Below are 18,578 nucleotides of genomic sequence, written 5' to 3' on the forward strand. Positions count from 1 at the left end.
GGCTTTAGTGGAGCGGTCGGCTGCGACGTGCAGGCTCAGGTAAAGCCGTTGGAAAATCAGTGGAAATCGAAAACAAACAAAAACAAAAATGACTGACGATCACTCCGAGACCGTCTCGCGGACCACTTCGTCCAGCGTGGTGATTCCGTCAAAGGCCATGTTCATGCCGGCCTCCCGCAGCGTGATCATGCCGTGGCGCTCGGCCTCGTCACGCAGCTCGTCGGTCGATGCATTGCCCATGACCATGTCGCGGATCTTGTCGTTCAGAATCATCAGCTCGAACAACGCGATCCGTCCCTTGTAACCGGTGTTGTTGCACTGGTCGCATCCGGCGCCCTTGAAGAACTTCTTGCCGGCCACTTCTTCCTGGGTCATGCCCAGTTCGAACAGCAGGTCCATGTTGATCTTCGTTTCCTCGCGGCACTTCGTACAAATCCGCCGAACCAGACGCTGGGCCAGCACCGCCTCCACGGTCGCGCACGTCATGAACGCGGGAATCCCCATGTCCTTCAAACGGGTGACCGTCGCCGGGGCGCTGTTGGTGTGCAGGGTGCTGAAGACCAGGTGACCGGTCAGCGCCGCCTGGATGGCGATCTCGGCCGTTTCCAAGTCACGGATTTCGCCGACCAGGATGATGTCCGGGTCCTGTCGCAGGATCGCGCGCAGGCAGCTGGCGAACGTCACCCCCGCGTCGTGGTCGATCGGGATCTGGATGATCCCATCGATGTCGTACTCGACCGGGTCCTCGGTGGTGATCAATTTGTCTTTGATGTCGTTCATCTCCGACAACGCCGAATACAGCGTCGTCGTTTTTCCGCTGCCGGTCGGGCCGGTGACCAGGATGATCCCGTTGGGGCGGTCGATGGCCTTGCGGAAGGTGGCCATCGTGTTTTCGTCCATCCCCACGTTTTCCAACGACAGGTTCACGACCGATCGGTCCAATACCCGCATCACGACGCTTTCGCCAAAAATTGTCGGCAACACACTGACACGCAAGTCGACCGGGTGTCCGCCAACCATCAATTCGATCCGACCGTCCTGGGGCAGCCGCCGTTCGGCGATGTCCAGGTCCGCCATCACCTTGATCCGCGTGGTGATCGCGAACGCCAAGTGACGCGGCGGGGGAACCATTTCGTACAGCACCCCTTCAGCCTTGATCCGAATCCGGAATTCGTCTTCAAACGGTTCCAGGTGGATGTCGCTGGCGTGATCCTTGATCGCCAACAGCAACACCATGTTCAACAGCTTGCGGACGGGCGCCGAATCGGCCAACGCCTCGGCGTCGGTAATGTTGAACTTCTCGCTGTCCAGCGCCGAAGCGGCCGCCTTCAGCTCCTCATCCTCCTCCAACTCGGCAACCAGCTTCTCGACGCTCTCGGCCTCACTGTCGTAGTAGCGGCCGATCGTCTGGTTGATGTCGCGTTCGGTGGCGACGACCACGTCGATGTCGTAACCCAGGAACGTCCGCAGCTCGTCTTGAACGCTCAGGTTCTGGGGATCACAGGTGGCCACCGTCAAACGGTTGTCTTCGAACCGGATCGGAACCACCCGGTACAGCTGCGCCATCGTCTCCGAAATCCGCTCCACCAGCTCGGGCTGTAAGGTCACTTCTTCCAGCGACACGGTCTGCATCGACATCTGCTCGGCGAGCGCCTGGATCAGCTGCTCGTCGGTGATCAGCTGCATGTCCTCGGCGATTTTGCCGAACAGGGCGCCGGGCTGCTGCTCTTGTTCTTCAAGAACGATGTCGCGTTGCTCATCGGTCAAAAAACCGAGGTCAACAAGGATCTGTCCTATGCGACGTGGGGCCATGGGAAACTTTGTCGTTGGGGGAAACGGGTCAAACGGAATTCAAATCAAAAGTTGATCGTGCGTTTGCGGTGTGACAATCGGGGACGTGTGAATCGGAGCCGTGTGAATCGCGGTTGGTCGACAGGTTGCCTGCCGCGTGATTCGGCGGCGACGCTACTTGTTGGTTTGTCGTTCCTGGTCTTCGTAGGGCGCCGGTGAATCGTCCAAGCCGCGGCGGGCCTGAACGATGCGTTTGGCCAGGTCGTCCGGCCGGTGCGCCTTGCCCAAAGCGTCTTCCACGGTCACGGTCTCCGCCTTCCAGTGGTTGAACAGGGCGTCGTCCATCAGCTGCATCCCGAACTTGGCACCGGTCTGCATCGCACTGTTGATTCGGAAGGTCTTGTTTTCGCGGATCAGGTTGGAAACCCCTGGCGTGACCACCAACACCTCGTACGCCGCGCAGCGCCCGCCGCCGATCTTGGGCAACAGCGTCTGGGCGACGACTCCGATCAGCGTGCTGGCCAGCTGAGTCCGGATCTGGTCCTGCAGGTTGCCGGGGAAGGCGTCGATGATCCGGTTGACCGTCCCCTGGGCACTGTTGGTGTGCAGGGTGCCGAACACGACGTGACCGGTTTCGGCCGCGCTGATCGCCGCTTCGATGGTTTCCAAGTCGCGGAGCTCGCCCACCAGAATCACGTCGGGGTCCTGCCGCAGGGCCCGCCGAATCGCCTCGGAGAAGCTGGGCACGTCGACCCCCACTTCCCGCTGGTTGATCGTGCTCATCTTGTGATCGTGGTAGAACTCGATCGGGTCTTCGATGGTGATGATGTGGTGGTCGACGGTCTCGTTGATCAGGTTGATCAAGCTGGCCAGCGTCGTTGACTTCCCCGACCCGGTCGGCCCGGTCACCAGGAACAATCCCCGGGGCCGGTGGACCATCTTGACCACCGATTCGGGCAGCCCCAGCTGCTCCGGCGTCAACTTGTCGTTGGGGATCTGACGCAGCACCATCGAAATGAAACCGCGCTGCTTGAACACCGAAACCCGGAACCGGGCCAGTTCGCCAAACGCAAACCCGAAGTCGGTACTCCCCGATTCCTGCAATTCGCGCTGGCACCGCTCGGGGGTGATCGATTTCATCAGGCCGACGGCATCCTCGGCCTCCAACGTCTTCGTCTCCAACTTCCGCATCCGCCCGTGCAACCGGAACACCGGCGGCTGGCCGACGACGATGTGGATGTCGCTCACCCCCTGCTTGACCGCCGCTTGCAGCAGTTTGTCGATCAGTACGTTTGCCATCTGAAGTCACCCTGGGACTCGAATGCGTCGGTCGTTGTTTCGCTGTGTCGCGGATTTGCTGCGCTGCGGATTTGCGATGCCGCTGCTGGCGGAGCCGCCAAGTGCATCCTTGCCACCTTGCAGATCGATTGTCCGCCGGCCGGGGAGACGATGGCGAAGGCGAAAAGTGGAAAAGATTGCTCCCGGATTGCAGGCATTATGACCGGGGATTGCCCAAACGCCAAAAAACGCCGGCTTTGGACGTAACTTTCGGTCAGTTTCCGCTCCGGGCCGGCAACGGAAACCGATCTTCCCCTACAGCCAGACGCCGGGATCGACGGGTCACACCAGCCCCGCCCATTCGGGCCGACCGAGCGGCCGGCCGGCGAGGCGCCAGAATCGGCCGCCAGGACGGGCGGCCGGGATGAAAACGACGCCGGCGGTGGGGGCCGCCAAGGCGGTTACAGCGAGTCCAAATCCTTGACCAGGTGGTCCAACGCCAATTCCTCCTGCTCGGTCTGCTTGGCCACCCGATAGACCTCCTCGAAGGTCGTGATTCCGCGGATCACCTTCAGCATCCCGTCGGCGTAAAGCGTTGACATGCCACTATTTATCGCTTCCGTACGGATCTCGTTGGTGTTCGCGCTGCGGAACATCATCTCGCGCAGCTTGCCGTTGATTACCATCAGCTCGTAGATGCCGATCCGGCCGCGGTAACCGGAGCGGCCACAGTAGGGACAGCCCTTGCCACGCGAGAACTCCGCCTGGGCCACCATCTCCGGCGGAAGCTTGGCATCGGCGATCACGCTTTCCGGTGGCTGGTACCGCACCTTGCAGCGGGGGCAAATCGTCCGCACCAAGCGCTGGGCCAGGACCGCGATGACCGAACTTGCCACCATGTAGGATGGTACACCAATGTCCACCATTCGACTAATAGAACTGGGCGCATCGTTCGTATGCAGGGTACTAAAAACCAGGTGTCCAGTAAGAGAAGCCTGGATTCCCATCGATGCCGTCTCGTGGTCACGCATCTCGCCGACCAGGATGATGTTGGGTGCCTGCCGCAGCATCGAACGGATGATGCGGGCGAAGTCGAGCCCGATCGAGTGCCGGACTTCCACCTGGTTGATCCCCGGCAGGTAGTACTCCACCGGGTCTTCGGCGGTGATCACCTTGCGGTCGGGACGGTTCAGCGCGTTGAGCGCCGCGTACAGGGTGGTGGTCTTTCCCGACCCCGTCGGCCCGGTCACCAGGATGATCCCGTTGGGACGACGGATCAGCGAGTTGAATGTGCGGTAGTCCCGCTGGCTGAGCCCCAATTGCCGGACGCCGACTTTGATGTTGTCCTTGTCCAGCAGCCGCATCACGCAGGACTGGCCGTGGTTGGTCGGGATGATGCTGACCCGCAGGTCCAGCTGCTTGTCGCCGACGGTGATTTTGATCCGGCCGTCGGTCGGCCGCCGCTTCTCGGAGATGTCGATCTTGGACAGAATCTTGATCCGGGCGATCAGGGCCGACAACATCCGTCGGGGGGCACTTTCCCGCTCCACGCACACGCCGTCGATCCGGTACCGGATCCGGACCCGCTCTTCGAAGGGCTCGACGTGGATGTCGCTGGCCCGCAACTGGACGGCTTCCTGGATCATCAAGTTGACCAGCCGGATGACCGGCGCACTGCTCTCGTCGGAATCCCCACCTTCGGGCTCACTACCACCCCCGCTCTCGGTCTCGGTAAAGTCGATCGCCGTGTCGGTGAACTCCTGCAGCATCGAGTCAGCGGATTCCCCTTCCACCTGACCGTAGTACTGGTTGATTGCCCCCTGAATGGCCTCCTTGGGTGCCAACGCCGTTTCGATCTTGCGGTTCAGAATGAAGCGGAGCTTTTCGATGGTCTCCAGGTCGAACGGGTCGGCGATCAAAATCCGCAGCGCCCCGTCCTCCTCGCTGAACGGCAACACCATGTTTTCCCGCGCGACCGATTCGGGGACCAATTCGATCACCTCGTCCGGAATTCGCTCCTCCCTCAGGTCGACGAACGGAATCTTGTGAAACTCCGCGACCGCCATCGCCACTTCTTCCGGCGTGGCGTACTCCATCTGGATCAGAATCTCGCCGACCGGCTTGCTGGTGTCCTTGGAGACCTGTTCGGCTTCGGACAATTGGTCCAAGCTGATGACGCCCTTGCGAAGCAGCAGGTCGGTGAAATCTTGGATGGCTTGACTCATGTTCAGGCTTTCGACGGCGGGGAAGACAGACGTTTGAAAAGACCACGAAAAAACGCCAACACCTTGGTCGCCCCGGGCCATTGAACCTGGGGGCGTTCAACCCGGGTGGTTCAATTTGGGTCGTTCAACCCGGGACCGGGGACGGCGGAGCCTTCGGCGGGCGACGTCGCTGACTCCGGTCGCCCTATCGGGGACGGCGGCGGGCGTCCGAGGTCGCACCTGCTCCCAGACATCGGTCGAGCCGAACTTCGGGGATGCCGAATTCGCCTTCCCGACGGACGTTTTTTCTCCAACCGACGTCCACCGGATTGCCGTCGCTGTCCGCCAAGCGGTCGACCACAACGATGGTCCAGCCGTTTTCACTGCGGGTGGTGTTTTCCAGCGGTGCCTTAAGGATACCATCCCGGAGCCGAATCCGGTCCCGGACAATCGACATTTCCACCGATCGAGTCGTTTCGTTGACTGCAATCCCTATCTCCGTCCGAGGCTGTCGCGTCCACAACCTTCGTGGCATCGATCTGGATCTGCCACGCGGAAAATGGATCACCTTTTGCGGCCTGTCCGGCAGCGGCAAGACCTCTTTGGCCTTGGACACCCTGTATGCCGAAGGCCAGCGGAAGTACATCGAAAGCTTCTCGGCCTACACCCGCCAGTTCCTCCAGCGGCTGGACAAGCCCGATTGCGACGGCATCACCGGGATCCCGCCCGCGGTCGCAGTGACCCGGGCCGGCGGATCAAAAACCAATCGCAGCACCGTCGCCACCGCCACCGAAATCGCCGATCACCTGCGATTGCTGTTCGCCAAATGCGCGACCCTGTACTGCATCGGCTGTTCGCGGCCGGTCACCGCCGACGATCCCGGCACCGTGGCGGAGTCGCTGGCGAAGGACCGCTCGCGCGGCATGATCGCCTTCTCGGTGTGGCTTCCCGATCGCAAGTCCGGCGGCGAGATCCTGCACGGGCTGCAACAAGAAGGTTACGTCCGAATCGTGGTCGGCGACCAAACCTTTCATCTGTCCGACGAGGACCGATCGCCGCTGGCTAAAAAGATTGGCCGCAAGGGAACACCCTGCCTGGTGATCGTGGACCGGTTCTCGGCCGGAACCGAGGTGGCGCGGCTGACCGAATCGCTGGAAACCGCGATGGCCGAGGGCCACGGCCGCGCCGTCGTGCTGACCGATGCCACGGCGACCGATCCAGACGACACGTCGCACAGCAAAGCGGCGTCCAAGAGAACGGGATCCCGAAACTCGTCTGCGGACGGCGGGATACCGAAGACCGACGCAATCGAAATCATTGACCAGAAGCGTTGGCGACGACGCGTCATCAGTGTGGACCGACGCTGTGACGATTGTGATCTGGATTACCCGGACCCCGTCCCGCGGTTGTTCAATTTCAACAACCCGCTGGGAGCCTGTGAAACGTGTGAGGGCTTTGGCGAACTGGTCGACATCGACATGGATCTGGTCGTGCCGGACAAGACGCTGTCCTTGGCCGAGGGCGCGATCGCCCCCTGGAACACGCCCTCCTACGCACACGAATTGGAAGAACTGCTGGAGCTCGCGCCGGATTACGGCCTGCCGGTCGACGTTCCCTTCCAGGATCTGAAAAAGAAACACCTGGACCTGATCCACCACGGCGTCCCGGAACGCAACTTTGGTGGGCTGGACGGTTTCTTCGCCTGGTTGGATCGCAAGAAGTACAAGATGCACATCCGCGTGTTCGCATCCCGGTATCGCAGCTATCGAACCTGCGACGCCTGTGGCGGATTGCGGTACAAGCCGACCGTGCTGGCCTATCGAATCGGTGACAACCACATCGCGGACGTGTTCGCAATGCCGGCCGGCCAGGCGGCTGAATTCTTTGCCGATGCGCCGCTGGAGAAACGTGAACGTCAAATCGCCGCCGAGCCGCTACGGCAGATCGTGGATCGCCTGGGCTACCTGGATGCCGTCGGATTGCGTTACCTGCAACTGGATCGACCGTTGCGAACCCTGTCGGGCGGAGAAACGCAACGTGTCTCCTTGACCGGAGCCCTCGGCGGCAGCCTGGTCAACATGCTGTATGTGTTGGACGAGCCGACCGCCGGCCTGCATCCCAGCGATGTTCAACAACTTTCCAAGGCCATCGCATCCCTTCGCGACCGCGGCAACACGGTGGTTGTGGTCGAACACAACGAAACCATGATCGAATCCTCCGATCGCGTGGTCGAGATCGGGCCGGGCGCCGGTGCCAATGGCGGTGAGGTCGTGTTTGAAGGGACGCCCAAACAGTTGCAGAAGGATCGCCACAGCCTGACCGGACAATTCCTCAGTGGGCGGCGTGGCCAGACACTGCGGCACCATGAACCCAGAACGTCACGAGGCCGAATCACGCTGCGCGGCGCCTCCGGCCACAACCTGCAAGACGTGACCGTGGATATCCCGCTGGGTGTGCTGTGCGTCGTCTCGGGTGTATCCGGCAGCGGCAAAAGCTCGCTGATTCAAGACACCCTGGTCGAAGCCATTCGTGTGGAAAAGTTGCACCAGGGCGGCAAGCCACTGCCGTACCGTTCCATCTCGGGATTGGGACAAATCGAGGACTGCGCCCTGGTGGACCAGTCCCCGATCAGCCGCTCGCCACGCAGTTGCCCGGTGACCTACGTCAAAGCCTTCGATCCGATCCGAAAGGTGTTCGCGGAAAGTCCGGATGCCCGGGCTCACGGATTGTCGGCCAGCCACTTTACCTTCAACAACGCCAAAGGACGTTGCCCCGAATGCGAGGGCGCCGGGGTTCTGGAAATCGACATGCAATTTCTGGCGGACGTCTCAATGCAATGCCCGGTTTGCCGCGGCAGCCGGTACCGCGATGACATCTTGAAGGTTCGTTACCGGGACCGCAACATCGCGGACGTTTTGGCCATGAGCGCCAAGCAAGCGTACGAATTCTTCCGCGGCTCGGTCAAAGTTCAGGCCCGGCTGAAACGGATGATCGATGTCGGTCTGGGATACATCGCGCTCGGCCAACCCGCGACGACGCTCTCCAGCGGCGAAGGCCAGCGGTTGAAGCTCGCCGCGTTCCTGGCATCGGCGCGTCGGAAGCGGACGCTGTTCGTGATGGACGAGCCCAGCACGGGATTGCACTTCGACGACCTGGTTCGTCTGGTGGATTGCTTTGACGCCCTAATCGCCGACGGGCATTCGTTGCTGGCCGTCGAACACAATCCGCTGTTGATGCTGTCGGCCGATCACCTGATCGATCTGGGACCGGGAGGCGGAAACCAGGGGGGCCGAATCGTGGCCGAGGGAACCGTCGCGGATCTGATCAACCAGGCCGAAAGCAAAACCGGCAAGATCTTGGCTCGCGAAATGGCCCGTGGAGAGTAGCCGCCCAGGTTGCTTTCACGAGATTTGCGTGCAATGAGCGGCAAGACGCTAGCCGCCGGTCGAGGCGAGAAAACCCGCGGCTAGCGTTACGCGGCTCACCCAACGCGGATCTGTCCAGCTAGGCACTGTTCCGCAAATGCCGAGGCCGCGAAGCGGCGACCCCAACACCATCAACAAAGACGAACGGCAATCGTCACCGCGCCGGAGGCTGGCTGGCGAGCGTCCGTTGAACCTCCGTGACGCGGATGCGTTGGTTGGCATCCAACGTCAACAGTCGGTCGCGTCCTCCGCCCCCTTCTTGAAATTCCGTGAATCCTTTCGCATCCACGCTGACGCGTCCCGGTGCCGACAGTCCAAAGTAGTTCTCCTCCGGCCGCACGGCGAACAACACGCTGGTCAAATCCCACGTCGGACGATCGTGATTGGGGCCGCTGTGCAGCAGGTACGCTTCTCGCACGATGTGATGGGGAACGTAGCCAAAGTCGCGGGCAATGCTTTCTCGGGGGTAGGGAACGGACAATCCGATCCGATAGTCACTCCAGTACACCGGAACCGAATCCGGCCACTTGTCGGCAAACCGCTGCATGGCATCAATACCGTTGATCACGTTCGCTTCACCGTGTCGCTGTTTTCCCTGCACCGGACCAAAACTGCCCGCCATCACGGACACGCTGCGGCATTTCTGACGCGCCAGCTCTGCTCCCGTCAATTCGCTGATCGCGTCGGGCTGCGAATCCAGCAAGTCGGCAAGATTCGCGGCCAGCCCGACCTGCACGATCACCACACTGCCGTCGCGCGCATCCGCCAGCGTACGACGCAGCACCGTCACCGCATCCTCGGCGTCGTCGCCACTTCGCAAATCGTGCGGATAGCGTTCGGTCGCGCCGTCCTTCACTTCACACAGCTTCACATACTTGCTTTCGCGGCGCTGAGCGTCCCGGGTCACTCCGATCGGAATGTCGCCGCGATGATAGAACGTGTTGACCGCATCGACGAAGGGAGCCGCCAAGGGATTGATCTTCGAAACCGTGACCGCCTCAATCACACACTCTCCGCGATCGGCCAACGCGTGCAGCATCGCCAGCGCCAGCACATCGTCACAATCTCCGGTGATGTCGGTGTCAAAAATGATCGGAATCGGTTCCGCCGAATCCGCCGCCTCTTGAGCCGGAACGGTCCGAGACGTGACCGCCGCCACACCCAGGACCAGAAGCCAAATCCAATTCGTAATCGGAAGGCTCGCCGGGTGTGCCGGTTTCCAACGCATCTTGTGAAGAATTTCCATCAATTCACTTTCCCAAACTTTTGACGAACGGCATCGAACAAAACGGCCAAGATAATCACCCCGCCGGTCACGATCTGTTTGATTGCGTCTTCGACCCCCAGTTGAGCCAAGCCCGATTGCAGCACGGCGATGATCAGCACCCCGAAAAACGAAGCGACCACGCTGCCACGGCCCCCCATCAAACTGGTTCCCCCGATCACGCAGGCAGCAATCGCGGACAACTCCAGCCCGATCGCCGCGTTGGGATCGGCGCTGGACAGGCGGCTGGTCTGTGAAAGTGACGCCAGTCCGCACAGAAATCCGCTGATCGCGAATGCCGTGATGATGACCGGTTTCGTCCGAATCCCGCTCATCCGCACCGCTTCCCGGTTGGTGCCGATCGCGACGCAGTAGCGACCGAAAACCGTTTGGGTCAGTAGGAACTGGCCCAAGATGACCACGCCCAAAGCAACCAAGAACGCCGGCGAGAGTGACACCACCGAAATCGGCTCGCCAAATCCTTCGACCCGGCTGCCGATGTACATCGTTTGCGAATCGGTCACGACCTTGGTTGCGCCACGGGCCATTTCCAACATCCCCAACGTGACGATGAAGGACGGGATCGCAAACCAGACGGAAAGGAATCCGTTCAGCAGGCCACAAGCGGCTGTCACCAGGCAACACACCGGCACCGCCGCGTAGACGGGCCACTGATGCCGCACCATCAAAACGCCGATCACCGCTGAACCCAACGCCAGCAACGATCCGACCGACAGATCGATGCCGCCAACGATCAGCACCAGCGTCATTCCGACGGAGATAAAGATCAGGTCCGGATTGGAGTTGGCAATCGTCACCAACGTTTGCGTCTGAAAGAAGTTCTCGGTCGAGAGCGAAAACGTGAGCACCAGGAACGCCAGCACCCCGATCAATCCCGCGTACTGCAACACCGATTGAAATATTTTGCGTCGGGTCATGACCGAAACCGAACCTCGTCGGGCGCGCCGCAATCGCGGCAATTCTCAAATGGGTTCATTTCAAAGCCGTCTCTCTCTGTGCACCGTCGATCTTGTCCAACGCGTCGAAACTTGCCTGCAGGATCGCATCTTCGCTCCACGCGCCACGGTCGAATGTTTTGACCATCCGTCCGGCGGCCATGACCGCAATCCGGTCACAGTTTTCCAATAACTCCTCCAGGTCGCTACTGACAATCACGATGCCCTTGCCGTCCGATGCCAGCTTGGCGATCAAGCGATAGATCATGCGACGCGCCGACACATCGATGCCTCGGGTTGGCTCATCGAACAGAAACACGTCGGCGCCACTGGTCAGCCATTTCGCGATCACGACCTTTTGCTGATTGCCACCGCTAAGGGTTCCGACCGATTGCTCGATCCCGGCACACCTGGTGTCCATCGCGGCGCACATCGCTTCTGTTTGCTGCACCTCAGATGCGCCACGAATCAGCCCCCAGCGAGAGAAGCGACTCCGCAACGCCCCCAACGTGGTGTTGCAACGCACCGATTGCTGCAGCAGCAAGCCGTTCTGCTTTCGGTCTTCGGTAACCATTGCCAATCCGCCGGCACTGGCTTCGGCGGGATGCGTGAACCGACGCGGTTCCCGTTGACCGACAGCAACGGTGCCGTCATCGGCCACGTCGGCACCAAAAATGGCCCGCAGCAACTCGGTTCGTCCCGACCCGACCAATCCGGTGATTCCGAACCGCTCGCCCGCGCGCACGCGAAACGAGATGTCGCGCAGCATCCCACGGCGAATCCCCTGCACCGTCAACACGTCGCCGTCAGACACCTGCGAAGCAAATGCGTCGGCGGAGGCGTCAAGGTCGTCCCGCGGCCGTTCTGGTCGATCCGCCTTCGGTCGATCCGCCTTCGGTCGATCCGTCGTCGGTCGGTCAACCTCCGTTTCTGTCCGCGACATGTTTTTTTGAACGTCGACGACCGTCGCCGCTCCGCTCATCAGGTCGACCATCGCGTCAACGCTCAGTGCAGATACGGGGCTGGTGCAGACGTAACGGCCGTCCCGCAAGACGGTCACCCGGTCAGCGATTTGCTTGATCTCTTCCAAGCGGTGTGAGATGTAAATCATCCCCACGCCACGATTCCGCAATCGGTCCAGGGACTCAAACAACCGCCGCGTTTCACTGCCGCTGAGAGCGGCGGTCGGTTCATCCAACAACAACAGCGTGGCATCACGGTCGAGCGCGGCGGCAATCTCCACCATCTGCTGCCGCCCCACCCCCAGCGAACCGACCGGCACGTCGCTCGGCACCTCGGTCAACCCGAATCGGTCCAACGCCACGCGGGCCCGGTTATGCAGCTGACGGTGATGAATCACGCCGGCGGTCGAGGGCAAGCGTGTCAGCAACAGATTCTCTGCCACGCTCAGGGTCGGAATCAGATTCAGCTCCTGGGGAATGACCTGCACCCCACGCGATTCCGCCTCGTGCTTGCTGCTCGGCGAGAAATCCTGGCCTTGCAAAGTCATCGTCCCCCCGCTCGCCGGGGTCAAGCCGGAGATGATCTTGCACAACGTGCTCTTGCCGGCGCCGTTGGCGCCCAGCAACGCATGGATCTCGCCCGAATCGACTTCCATCGAAACATCACGCAGCACCGTCACGTTGCCGTAACGTTTCGTCATTCCCGAAGCACGCAACAATTCGGCCATCAGGCTGCCTTGCCGCCGGTCGCCGTCGGTGTCCGGAGCATGACCGTCATCATTCCTGGGTGCCTGATTCGGCCAACGATTCGGCGGTGACAAGATCCACCGGTGTCTCCACGTCATCCGCCGTCGCCGACGGATCCTCGATCAGTTGCAACGCGGTTTCAATGCCGAACACCGCCAGCTGGTCCCCGTACTGGTCGGCGGTGGCTAGCACCTTGCCCTCGCGAATGGCAGCCTGGACGGCGGAAATGTTGTCAAATCCCACGATCAAGATGTCGTCGGATCGTCCGGCAGCCTTGACCGCCGCGATTGCCCCGAGCGCCATCGAGTCATTGGCCGCCAGGATCGCCTTGATGTCTGGGTGCTCGCTCAACATGGAAGCGGCAATGGTGTTCGCCTTGCTCATTTCCCACTCGGCACTCTGGCTGCTCACCACATCCACGCCCGCCTGTTCCATCGCCTGATTGAATCCGGCCAGTCGCTGCTGGCCGTTGAACGACGTCCGGATGCCTTCCAGGATCGCCACTTTGTCGCCTTCTTTCAGTCGCGTCGCCAGGAAATCGCCGACTTTCTTTGCGCCGGCTTGGTTGTCCGGACCGACAAACGGAATGGAGACGTTTTCTTCCTGCAACACGTCGCGGTCCAGACGGTTGTCGATGTTCACGACAACGATCCCCTTTTCCTTTGCTTTCCGCAACGACGGCACCAGCGCCTTGGAATCCGCCGGGGCAATCACAATGGCGTCCACACCGGCAGCGACCATGTCGTCGACCAGTCCTACCTGGCGGCTGAGATCTCGTTCGTCCTTGATGCCGTTGACGATCAGGTCGTACTGCTCGGCATGTTCTTGATGATGCGAGTTGGCCCCATCCGCCATCGTCGAAAAGAACTCGTTGGCCAGCGACTTCATGATCAACGCCACTTTGGGGCGATCCGACTCCAACGCGGCCTGACCTCCCGTCGGTGTTTCCGATTTTGAAGCGCAGCCTGTCAACAACAAAGGCAGGGCAAGCAGACAGAAGAACGAACGCATGATCGATCGAGGTGGGCGTTAAAGAGGTGGGAGACGCGATGATCGCGAGAAGCGATGCGTATTGTACCAAGATGGACGACCGGGACGATCACCGTCGGCTGCCCAGGCTGGCACAAGTTGAATTCAGTCGCCGACCAGCGCCGCGTCGATTTCCTCTCGACGCGCCAGACTGGGCTGGGCGCCCAATCGTGATGCCGCCAGCGCGCCGGCCACATTCGCGAACCGAACACTGTCTTCCAAGCAACCGGATTCCGCCCATCGGACCGCCAACGCGCCCGCGAACGCATCGCCCGCTGCGGTCGTATCCAACGCGTCCACGCGGATTGACGGCAACAGTTGGGCTTGCTGCCCGTCAAACAGCAACGTTCCCCGCGGCCCCAGGGTGATGCACACGTTGGCCGCACCCTGCTCGTGAAGCTTTCGAGCGATCCGCTCGGCATCTTCGATCGATGACAACTTCAATCCGGTCAGCGCTGACGCTTCCGTTTCGTTGGGGCACAACAAATCCACCTGATGCAGTTCGACCGGCAATTGTCGGGGAACCGGCGCCGGGTCCAAGATGACTTTGACGCCCGCTTGACGAGCCAACCGGGCAGCCGCCGCCACGGTCGGCAGTGGCGATTCCAGTTGCAACATCAAAGCGTCGCTGCCGCGAATCAACTCCGCCGCCTGCTCCGCGTGATCGGGAGTCAAACGCCCGTTGGCTCCGGGCACCACGATGATGGCGTTTTCGCCACTCGCTTCCAATTGCACGATGGCAACGCCCGACTCGCAATGCGGGACGGTCGTGACCGCGCCACAATCGATCCCCTCCGAACTCAGGTTCTGTCGAAGTTGATCACCGAATCCGTCGTCACCGACGCAACCGATCATCCGCACCGCCGCACCGCAGCGGGCCGCCGCCACCGCCTGATTGGCACCTTTCCCACCGGAGACTTCGGTCAACGACTCCCCGGCCACCGTTTGCCCCGGAGCCGGCAGGGCTTGGCAGCGGACCAGCAGATCCAGGTTGATCGACCCGAGCACCGTGATCGTTGCCGAGCGTTGCATGAAGACTTCAGGTGATCGAGGAGCGATGACGACCGATTGGGTCCGGGCGGTTCAAAGGATATTCTGGCGATCCGGGCATGCCAACCGCCGTCCTAACGCCGGGTGGCCCGCCGACGGGGCGTCTCAACACGCTTGACCCTCCGTTTCCTTCCTCTCGATCCCCCTTGCAAAACAGCCCCATGGAAATCTGGCCCGCCATTGACCTCCGACATGGAAAACCCGTCCGCCTGCGCCAGGGTGACTACGATCGCCAAACCGTCTTTGGTGATGATCCGGTGGAGTTTGCCATCCGATGGAAGCAGGCCGGCGCGAAGCGATTGCACCTGGTCGACCTGGATTCCGCCAAAGGTGACGACGGCGCGGCCAATCGCGAAGCCGTCGCCCGCATCGTGAGCGAAACGGGGCTGCCGTGCCAAATGGGTGGCGGCGTCCGCAGCACGGACGCGATCGAGACCCTGCTGGGCATCGGGCTGACTCGTCTGGTCGTGGGATCGGCGGCCCTCAAGCAGCCAAAGTGGTTCGCATCCATGTGCGACCAGTACCCCAACCAGTTGGCCGCCGGCATCGACGCCCGAGACGGGATGGTGGCCACTGACGGGTGGCTGGAAACCAGTTCGACGCCGGCGATCGATCTGGCCCGCGATCTGCGCGATCGCACCGCCAACATCGCCGCGATCATCTACACCGACATCGCCCGCGACGGCATGATGAGCGGTCCGAATTTTGATGCTCTGTCGGCGATGGCCGCAGCCACCGACATCCCGCTGGTCGCCAGCGGCGGTGTGACGACCTACCAGGATGTCGCGAAACTGGTGCAAATGGAGATGCCGGCAGCAATCGTCGGACGCTCGATTTATGATGGGGTGATGCAACTGGACAAAGTCATCGACATCGCTGGAGACAACTGACATGCCGACGCCATCGCCCGGGAATTCACGGATGGAGCGACCGGGGTACCGAATCGCTTTCACCGTGTGCCTTGCCTGGGCGTTGGCGATCGTCCACTCCCTTCCCGCGGTGTCCCAGGACAACACCACCCCCGCCGCAGCACGCTACAAAGCACTGCCGCCTGCCGGAATCGAACTGGACGCAGCGGTCCGCAAGACGCTGCAAGACCGCGTGGAATCGATCCGCGATCGACTTGCCGCCGCGCTGGAGAAATCGACCGTCGGTGCGGACTGGGCCAGCCATGTGCAGGTTTTGATCCGTTCGGTGGACTTGGCTTTGCAGCAAAACCTGTTCTTCAAACCCGGCCAGGTCGATGACGCGAAAAAGTTGCTTGATGAAGCCGAGCGACGGATCGATTCCGCCGTGGACGGCCAACGAGGTCTCGAATTGCTGGGCTGGGACCCATCGGCGGTCGGTCGCCCCCAACCACTGGTCGGCGGATTTGTCTCACGCATCGACGACTCGGTCCAACCGTTCGGAATCGTCGTTCCGGCCGGTTGGCGTGCCGACGATGCGCCCGCAGAACACCGGATGGACGTCTGGCTGCACGGCCGTGGGGACAACAAGACGGAGATCCCTTTCTTGACCGAGCGGATGTCGAAAGTTGGCACCTACGCCCCCCGCGACACCTTCGTGCTGCATCCCTTCGGCCGCCATTGCAACGCATTCAAATTTGCTGGTGAAACAGATGTGTACGAAGCGATGGCCGCAGCCAGTCGACTTTTTCGTGTTGATCCCCGCCGGGTTTGCATTCGTGGTTTTTCGATGGGTGGCGCCGGCTGCTGGCACTTCGCCGTCCATGATCCGACACGCTGGATGGCTGCCAATCCCGGCGCCGGATTCGTCGACACCCTGGTCTACCAAGGCTGGAATGATCAGCCCCCGTTCCCTTTGACTCCCGTCGCGCGGAAATTGCTGAACTGGTACGACGTGCTTCCCTGGACCGCGAACCTGGGCGAAACACGGACGATCGCGTACAGCGGCGAAGTCGACAAACAACGTCAAGCTGCGGATCGGGTGGTCGAAAAAGCCTCGCAATTGGGGCTGAGTTTCCCCTACATCATCGGCGCCGATATGGGGCACAAGATCGACGACGCTTCACGCCAGAAGATTGATGCTCAGATCGCTCGCTGGGCCGAGGATCTGCCGCCGCTGCCGCGGAAAGAGATTCATTTCGTGACCTACACGTTGCACTACGACTCCGCCGATTGGGTGCGTGTCACCGGCATGCGCGAACAATGGACAGCCGCTTCGGTGGATGCGGTGCTGGACGACGCTGCGGAGTCGGTGACCCTGGAGACCGACGGCGTCACGCATCTGGAGATCGATTTCTCCGAATCGGGTTGGCCCCATCGTCGCGGGGCCGTTCAGATCACGATCGACGGCGTGACGTCGGAATTCGACGACACCGGAAACGTTGGCGGGTTCCAGTGCAGTCTGGCCCGCGATTCCGACGGCCACTGGTCGCAACATCAGGAAGACGCGACGCGGCTGCGCAAACGGCCCGGGCTGCAAGGCCCAATCGACGACGCGTTTTGCGACCGATTCGTTTTTGTCCTGCCGAGCCGCCCCGCCCGGCACGGCCGTGTGCAACGCTGGATCGATCGCGAAACCCGATACGCGATGGATCGTTGGTCGAGACTGATGCGGGGTGATGCGCCCGTGGTCCTGGATCGCGATCTCACCGACGATCAAATCGAAACCTGCCACCTGATCTGCTTTGGCGATTTTTCCAGCAATCGCTACCTGTTCAACATTGCGGCATCGCTGCCGGTGCGATGGACGCGTGACACGCTCACCGTTGGCACACAAACGTTTGACCCCGTCAAGCACGCGCCCGTGCTGTGCTATCCGAATCCTTTGAATCCGGATCGCTACGTGGTGGTCAACAGTGGGATGACGTTTCGTGATTTTTCCAACGTTAGCAATTCGCGGCAGATCGCGATGTTGCCCGATTGGGCGGTGATGGACGTCACCGAAGAAGACGATTCGATCTTCGCCGGTCGAATCGCCGCCCAGGGGTTCTTTGACGAACATTGGGAACTTCCGGCGCAGTAGCATTCGATCAACAGCCGCGGGCACCCGGACGCTGTCGCCCCTTCGGGGCTGACGCACCCGGAGGCGGAAGAACCGGCGGCCAAGGCCGCCGGCAGACCGCTATCGGCCCTCCGGGCCTGCCGGCAAGCGCGATTTGACTTCACCCTGCGTCCGGGAGGGTCGCGGAGGAGTTTACGACGACGCGGGGAGGGCCCTGAGTCATGGGTTCTTCTCGGGGCGCTACGGCTGCGATTCCAGCTGGACGTCTTCCGGCTCTTTCTCTCGCTCCAACTCGTCTCCGACGACTTGATCGGCGGAAAGATTGGCTTCGGCGTATCGCATCAGCGTGCCCATCGCTTCCCGATCGAATTTGAAGTCATCCATCACAAACGTCTTGGACTTGCCATCGACCTTGTATTGCAACTTGGCAATTCCTTTGCTTTCCCATCGCCGCTTGTCAATTTTTTCGATCGCATCGATCGGCACTTCCTGGCCCTTGTGATTGCGAATCAGCGTCGCATCGCCTTCGACCCAGGCGCCGCGACCGGACATCCATTTCAGCAGCGCCGGAACCCCGATCAACATGCACAGCACAATCATGAAGAACTGGCTGCCGATATTGTTGCTGATCTCCTTGGCAGATTTCTGGGGCGTCAAAGTCGGCCAGCCCTTCTCCGCGGCCAATACCTGCCAGGCCTCTCGACGCCCTTCCTCGGGCAACGCTTCATAGGCTTCCGCGATGGTCAACTGGTGCGGATAGGCGATCAGGCCGTCGTACAAGCACCACAGGGAGTAGGCAACGCAACCGAGAAAGATCCAAAGAAACTTTCGGAAGAACGGTTGATAGGCTTCGGCACGTAACATCAAGGCGGTCCGATCAGTCGCCGGGGAGGGCGTGGGGAGGG

13 protein-coding genes are annotated in these 18,578 nt (G+C 61.3%); 3 read left to right on the top strand and 10 right to left on the bottom strand.

Going from position 1 to position 18,578, the window contains the following annotated elements:
• Positions 1 to 99 precede the first annotated feature (99 nt).
• From FYK55_RS20145 to FYK55_RS29505, 4 genes are all read right to left on the bottom strand, one after another.
• On the bottom strand, positions 100 to 1,812 hold the full coding sequence (locus tag FYK55_RS20145) for a GspE/PulE family protein (protein WP_150078262.1): 1,713 nt from the start codon (positions 1,810 to 1,812) through the stop codon (positions 100 to 102).
• Between the two features lie 153 nt (positions 1,813 to 1,965).
• Positions 1,966 to 3,090: a type IV pilus twitching motility protein PilT gene (locus tag FYK55_RS20150; RefSeq protein ID WP_150078263.1), complete on the bottom strand. Its 1,125-nt coding sequence runs from the start codon at positions 3,088 to 3,090 to the stop codon at positions 1,966 to 1,968.
• A 440-nt stretch (positions 3,091 to 3,530) separates the two neighbouring features.
• A complete protein-coding gene (locus FYK55_RS20155; RefSeq protein WP_150078264.1) occupies positions 3,531 to 5,294 on the bottom strand; it encodes a GspE/PulE family protein in 1,764 nt (587 codons plus the stop codon).
• A gap of 184 nt (positions 5,295 to 5,478) precedes the next feature.
• Positions 5,479 to 5,730 (bottom strand): hypothetical protein, encoded by a 252-nt coding sequence (locus tag FYK55_RS29505; RefSeq protein WP_201743764.1) that lies wholly within the window; start codon positions 5,728 to 5,730, stop codon positions 5,479 to 5,481.
• Here FYK55_RS29505 and uvrA point away from each other — a divergent pair.
• Entirely contained in the window at positions 5,639 to 8,659 is a 3,021-nt protein-coding gene (uvrA, locus tag FYK55_RS20160) for an excinuclease ABC subunit UvrA (RefSeq protein ID WP_201743761.1), read from the top strand. The genes FYK55_RS29505 and uvrA overlap by 92 nt on opposite strands.
• Before the next feature lie 193 nt (positions 8,660 to 8,852).
• On the opposite strand, the gene FYK55_RS20165 is transcribed toward uvrA, so the two are convergent.
• The 5 genes from FYK55_RS20165 to rbsK all read right to left on the bottom strand — a co-directional run bounded on the left by FYK55_RS20165 (position 8,853) and on the right by rbsK (position 14,688).
• On the bottom strand, positions 8,853 to 9,926 hold the full coding sequence (locus FYK55_RS20165; protein WP_150078324.1) for a nucleoside hydrolase: 1,074 nt from the start codon (positions 9,924 to 9,926) through the stop codon (positions 8,853 to 8,855).
• 17 nt (positions 9,927 to 9,943) lie between these two features.
• Positions 9,944 to 10,900 (bottom strand): ABC transporter permease, encoded by a 957-nt coding sequence (locus FYK55_RS20170; RefSeq protein WP_150078265.1) that lies wholly within the window; start codon positions 10,898 to 10,900, stop codon positions 9,944 to 9,946.
• A gap of 55 nt (positions 10,901 to 10,955) precedes the next feature.
• Positions 10,956 to 12,608: a sugar ABC transporter ATP-binding protein gene (locus FYK55_RS20175; RefSeq protein WP_150078266.1), complete on the bottom strand. Its 1,653-nt coding sequence runs from the start codon at positions 12,606 to 12,608 to the stop codon at positions 10,956 to 10,958.
• 49 nt (positions 12,609 to 12,657) lie between these two features.
• Positions 12,658 to 13,638 carry a sugar ABC transporter substrate-binding protein gene (locus tag FYK55_RS20180; RefSeq protein ID WP_150078267.1) on the bottom strand — a complete coding sequence of 327 codons (981 nt, stop codon included), beginning with the start codon at positions 13,636 to 13,638 and terminating at the stop codon, positions 12,658 to 12,660.
• A gap of 123 nt (positions 13,639 to 13,761) precedes the next feature.
• A complete protein-coding gene (gene rbsK, locus FYK55_RS20185) occupies positions 13,762 to 14,688 on the bottom strand; it encodes a ribokinase (protein ID WP_150078268.1) in 927 nt (308 codons plus the stop codon).
• A 179-nt stretch (positions 14,689 to 14,867) separates the two neighbouring features.
• On the opposite strand from rbsK, the gene hisA reads away from it, so the two are divergent.
• Positions 14,868 to 15,596 (top strand): 1-(5-phosphoribosyl)-5-[(5-phosphoribosylamino)methylideneamino]imidazole-4-carboxamide isomerase, encoded by a 729-nt coding sequence (hisA, locus tag FYK55_RS20190; RefSeq protein WP_150078269.1) that lies wholly within the window; start codon positions 14,868 to 14,870, stop codon positions 15,594 to 15,596.
• 1 nt (position 15,597) lies between these two features.
• A complete protein-coding gene (locus tag FYK55_RS20195) occupies positions 15,598 to 17,694 on the top strand; it encodes a prolyl oligopeptidase family serine peptidase (protein ID WP_150078270.1) in 2,097 nt (698 codons plus the stop codon).
• A 219-nt stretch (positions 17,695 to 17,913) separates the two neighbouring features.
• Here the strand turns inward: FYK55_RS20195 and FYK55_RS20200 are convergent, their stop codons facing one another.
• The gene (locus tag FYK55_RS20200) at positions 17,914 to 18,537 is read right to left on the bottom strand and encodes a hypothetical protein (protein WP_150078271.1); all 624 of its coding nucleotides are present in this window, start codon (positions 18,535 to 18,537) and stop codon (positions 17,914 to 17,916) included.
• Positions 18,538 to 18,578: the final 41 nt, after the last annotated feature.

It is taken from the genome of Roseiconus nitratireducens, assembly GCF_008629675.1.
In the GTDB taxonomy this organism is placed as follows: Bacteria; Planctomycetota; Planctomycetia; order Pirellulales; family Pirellulaceae; genus Stieleria; species Stieleria nitratireducens.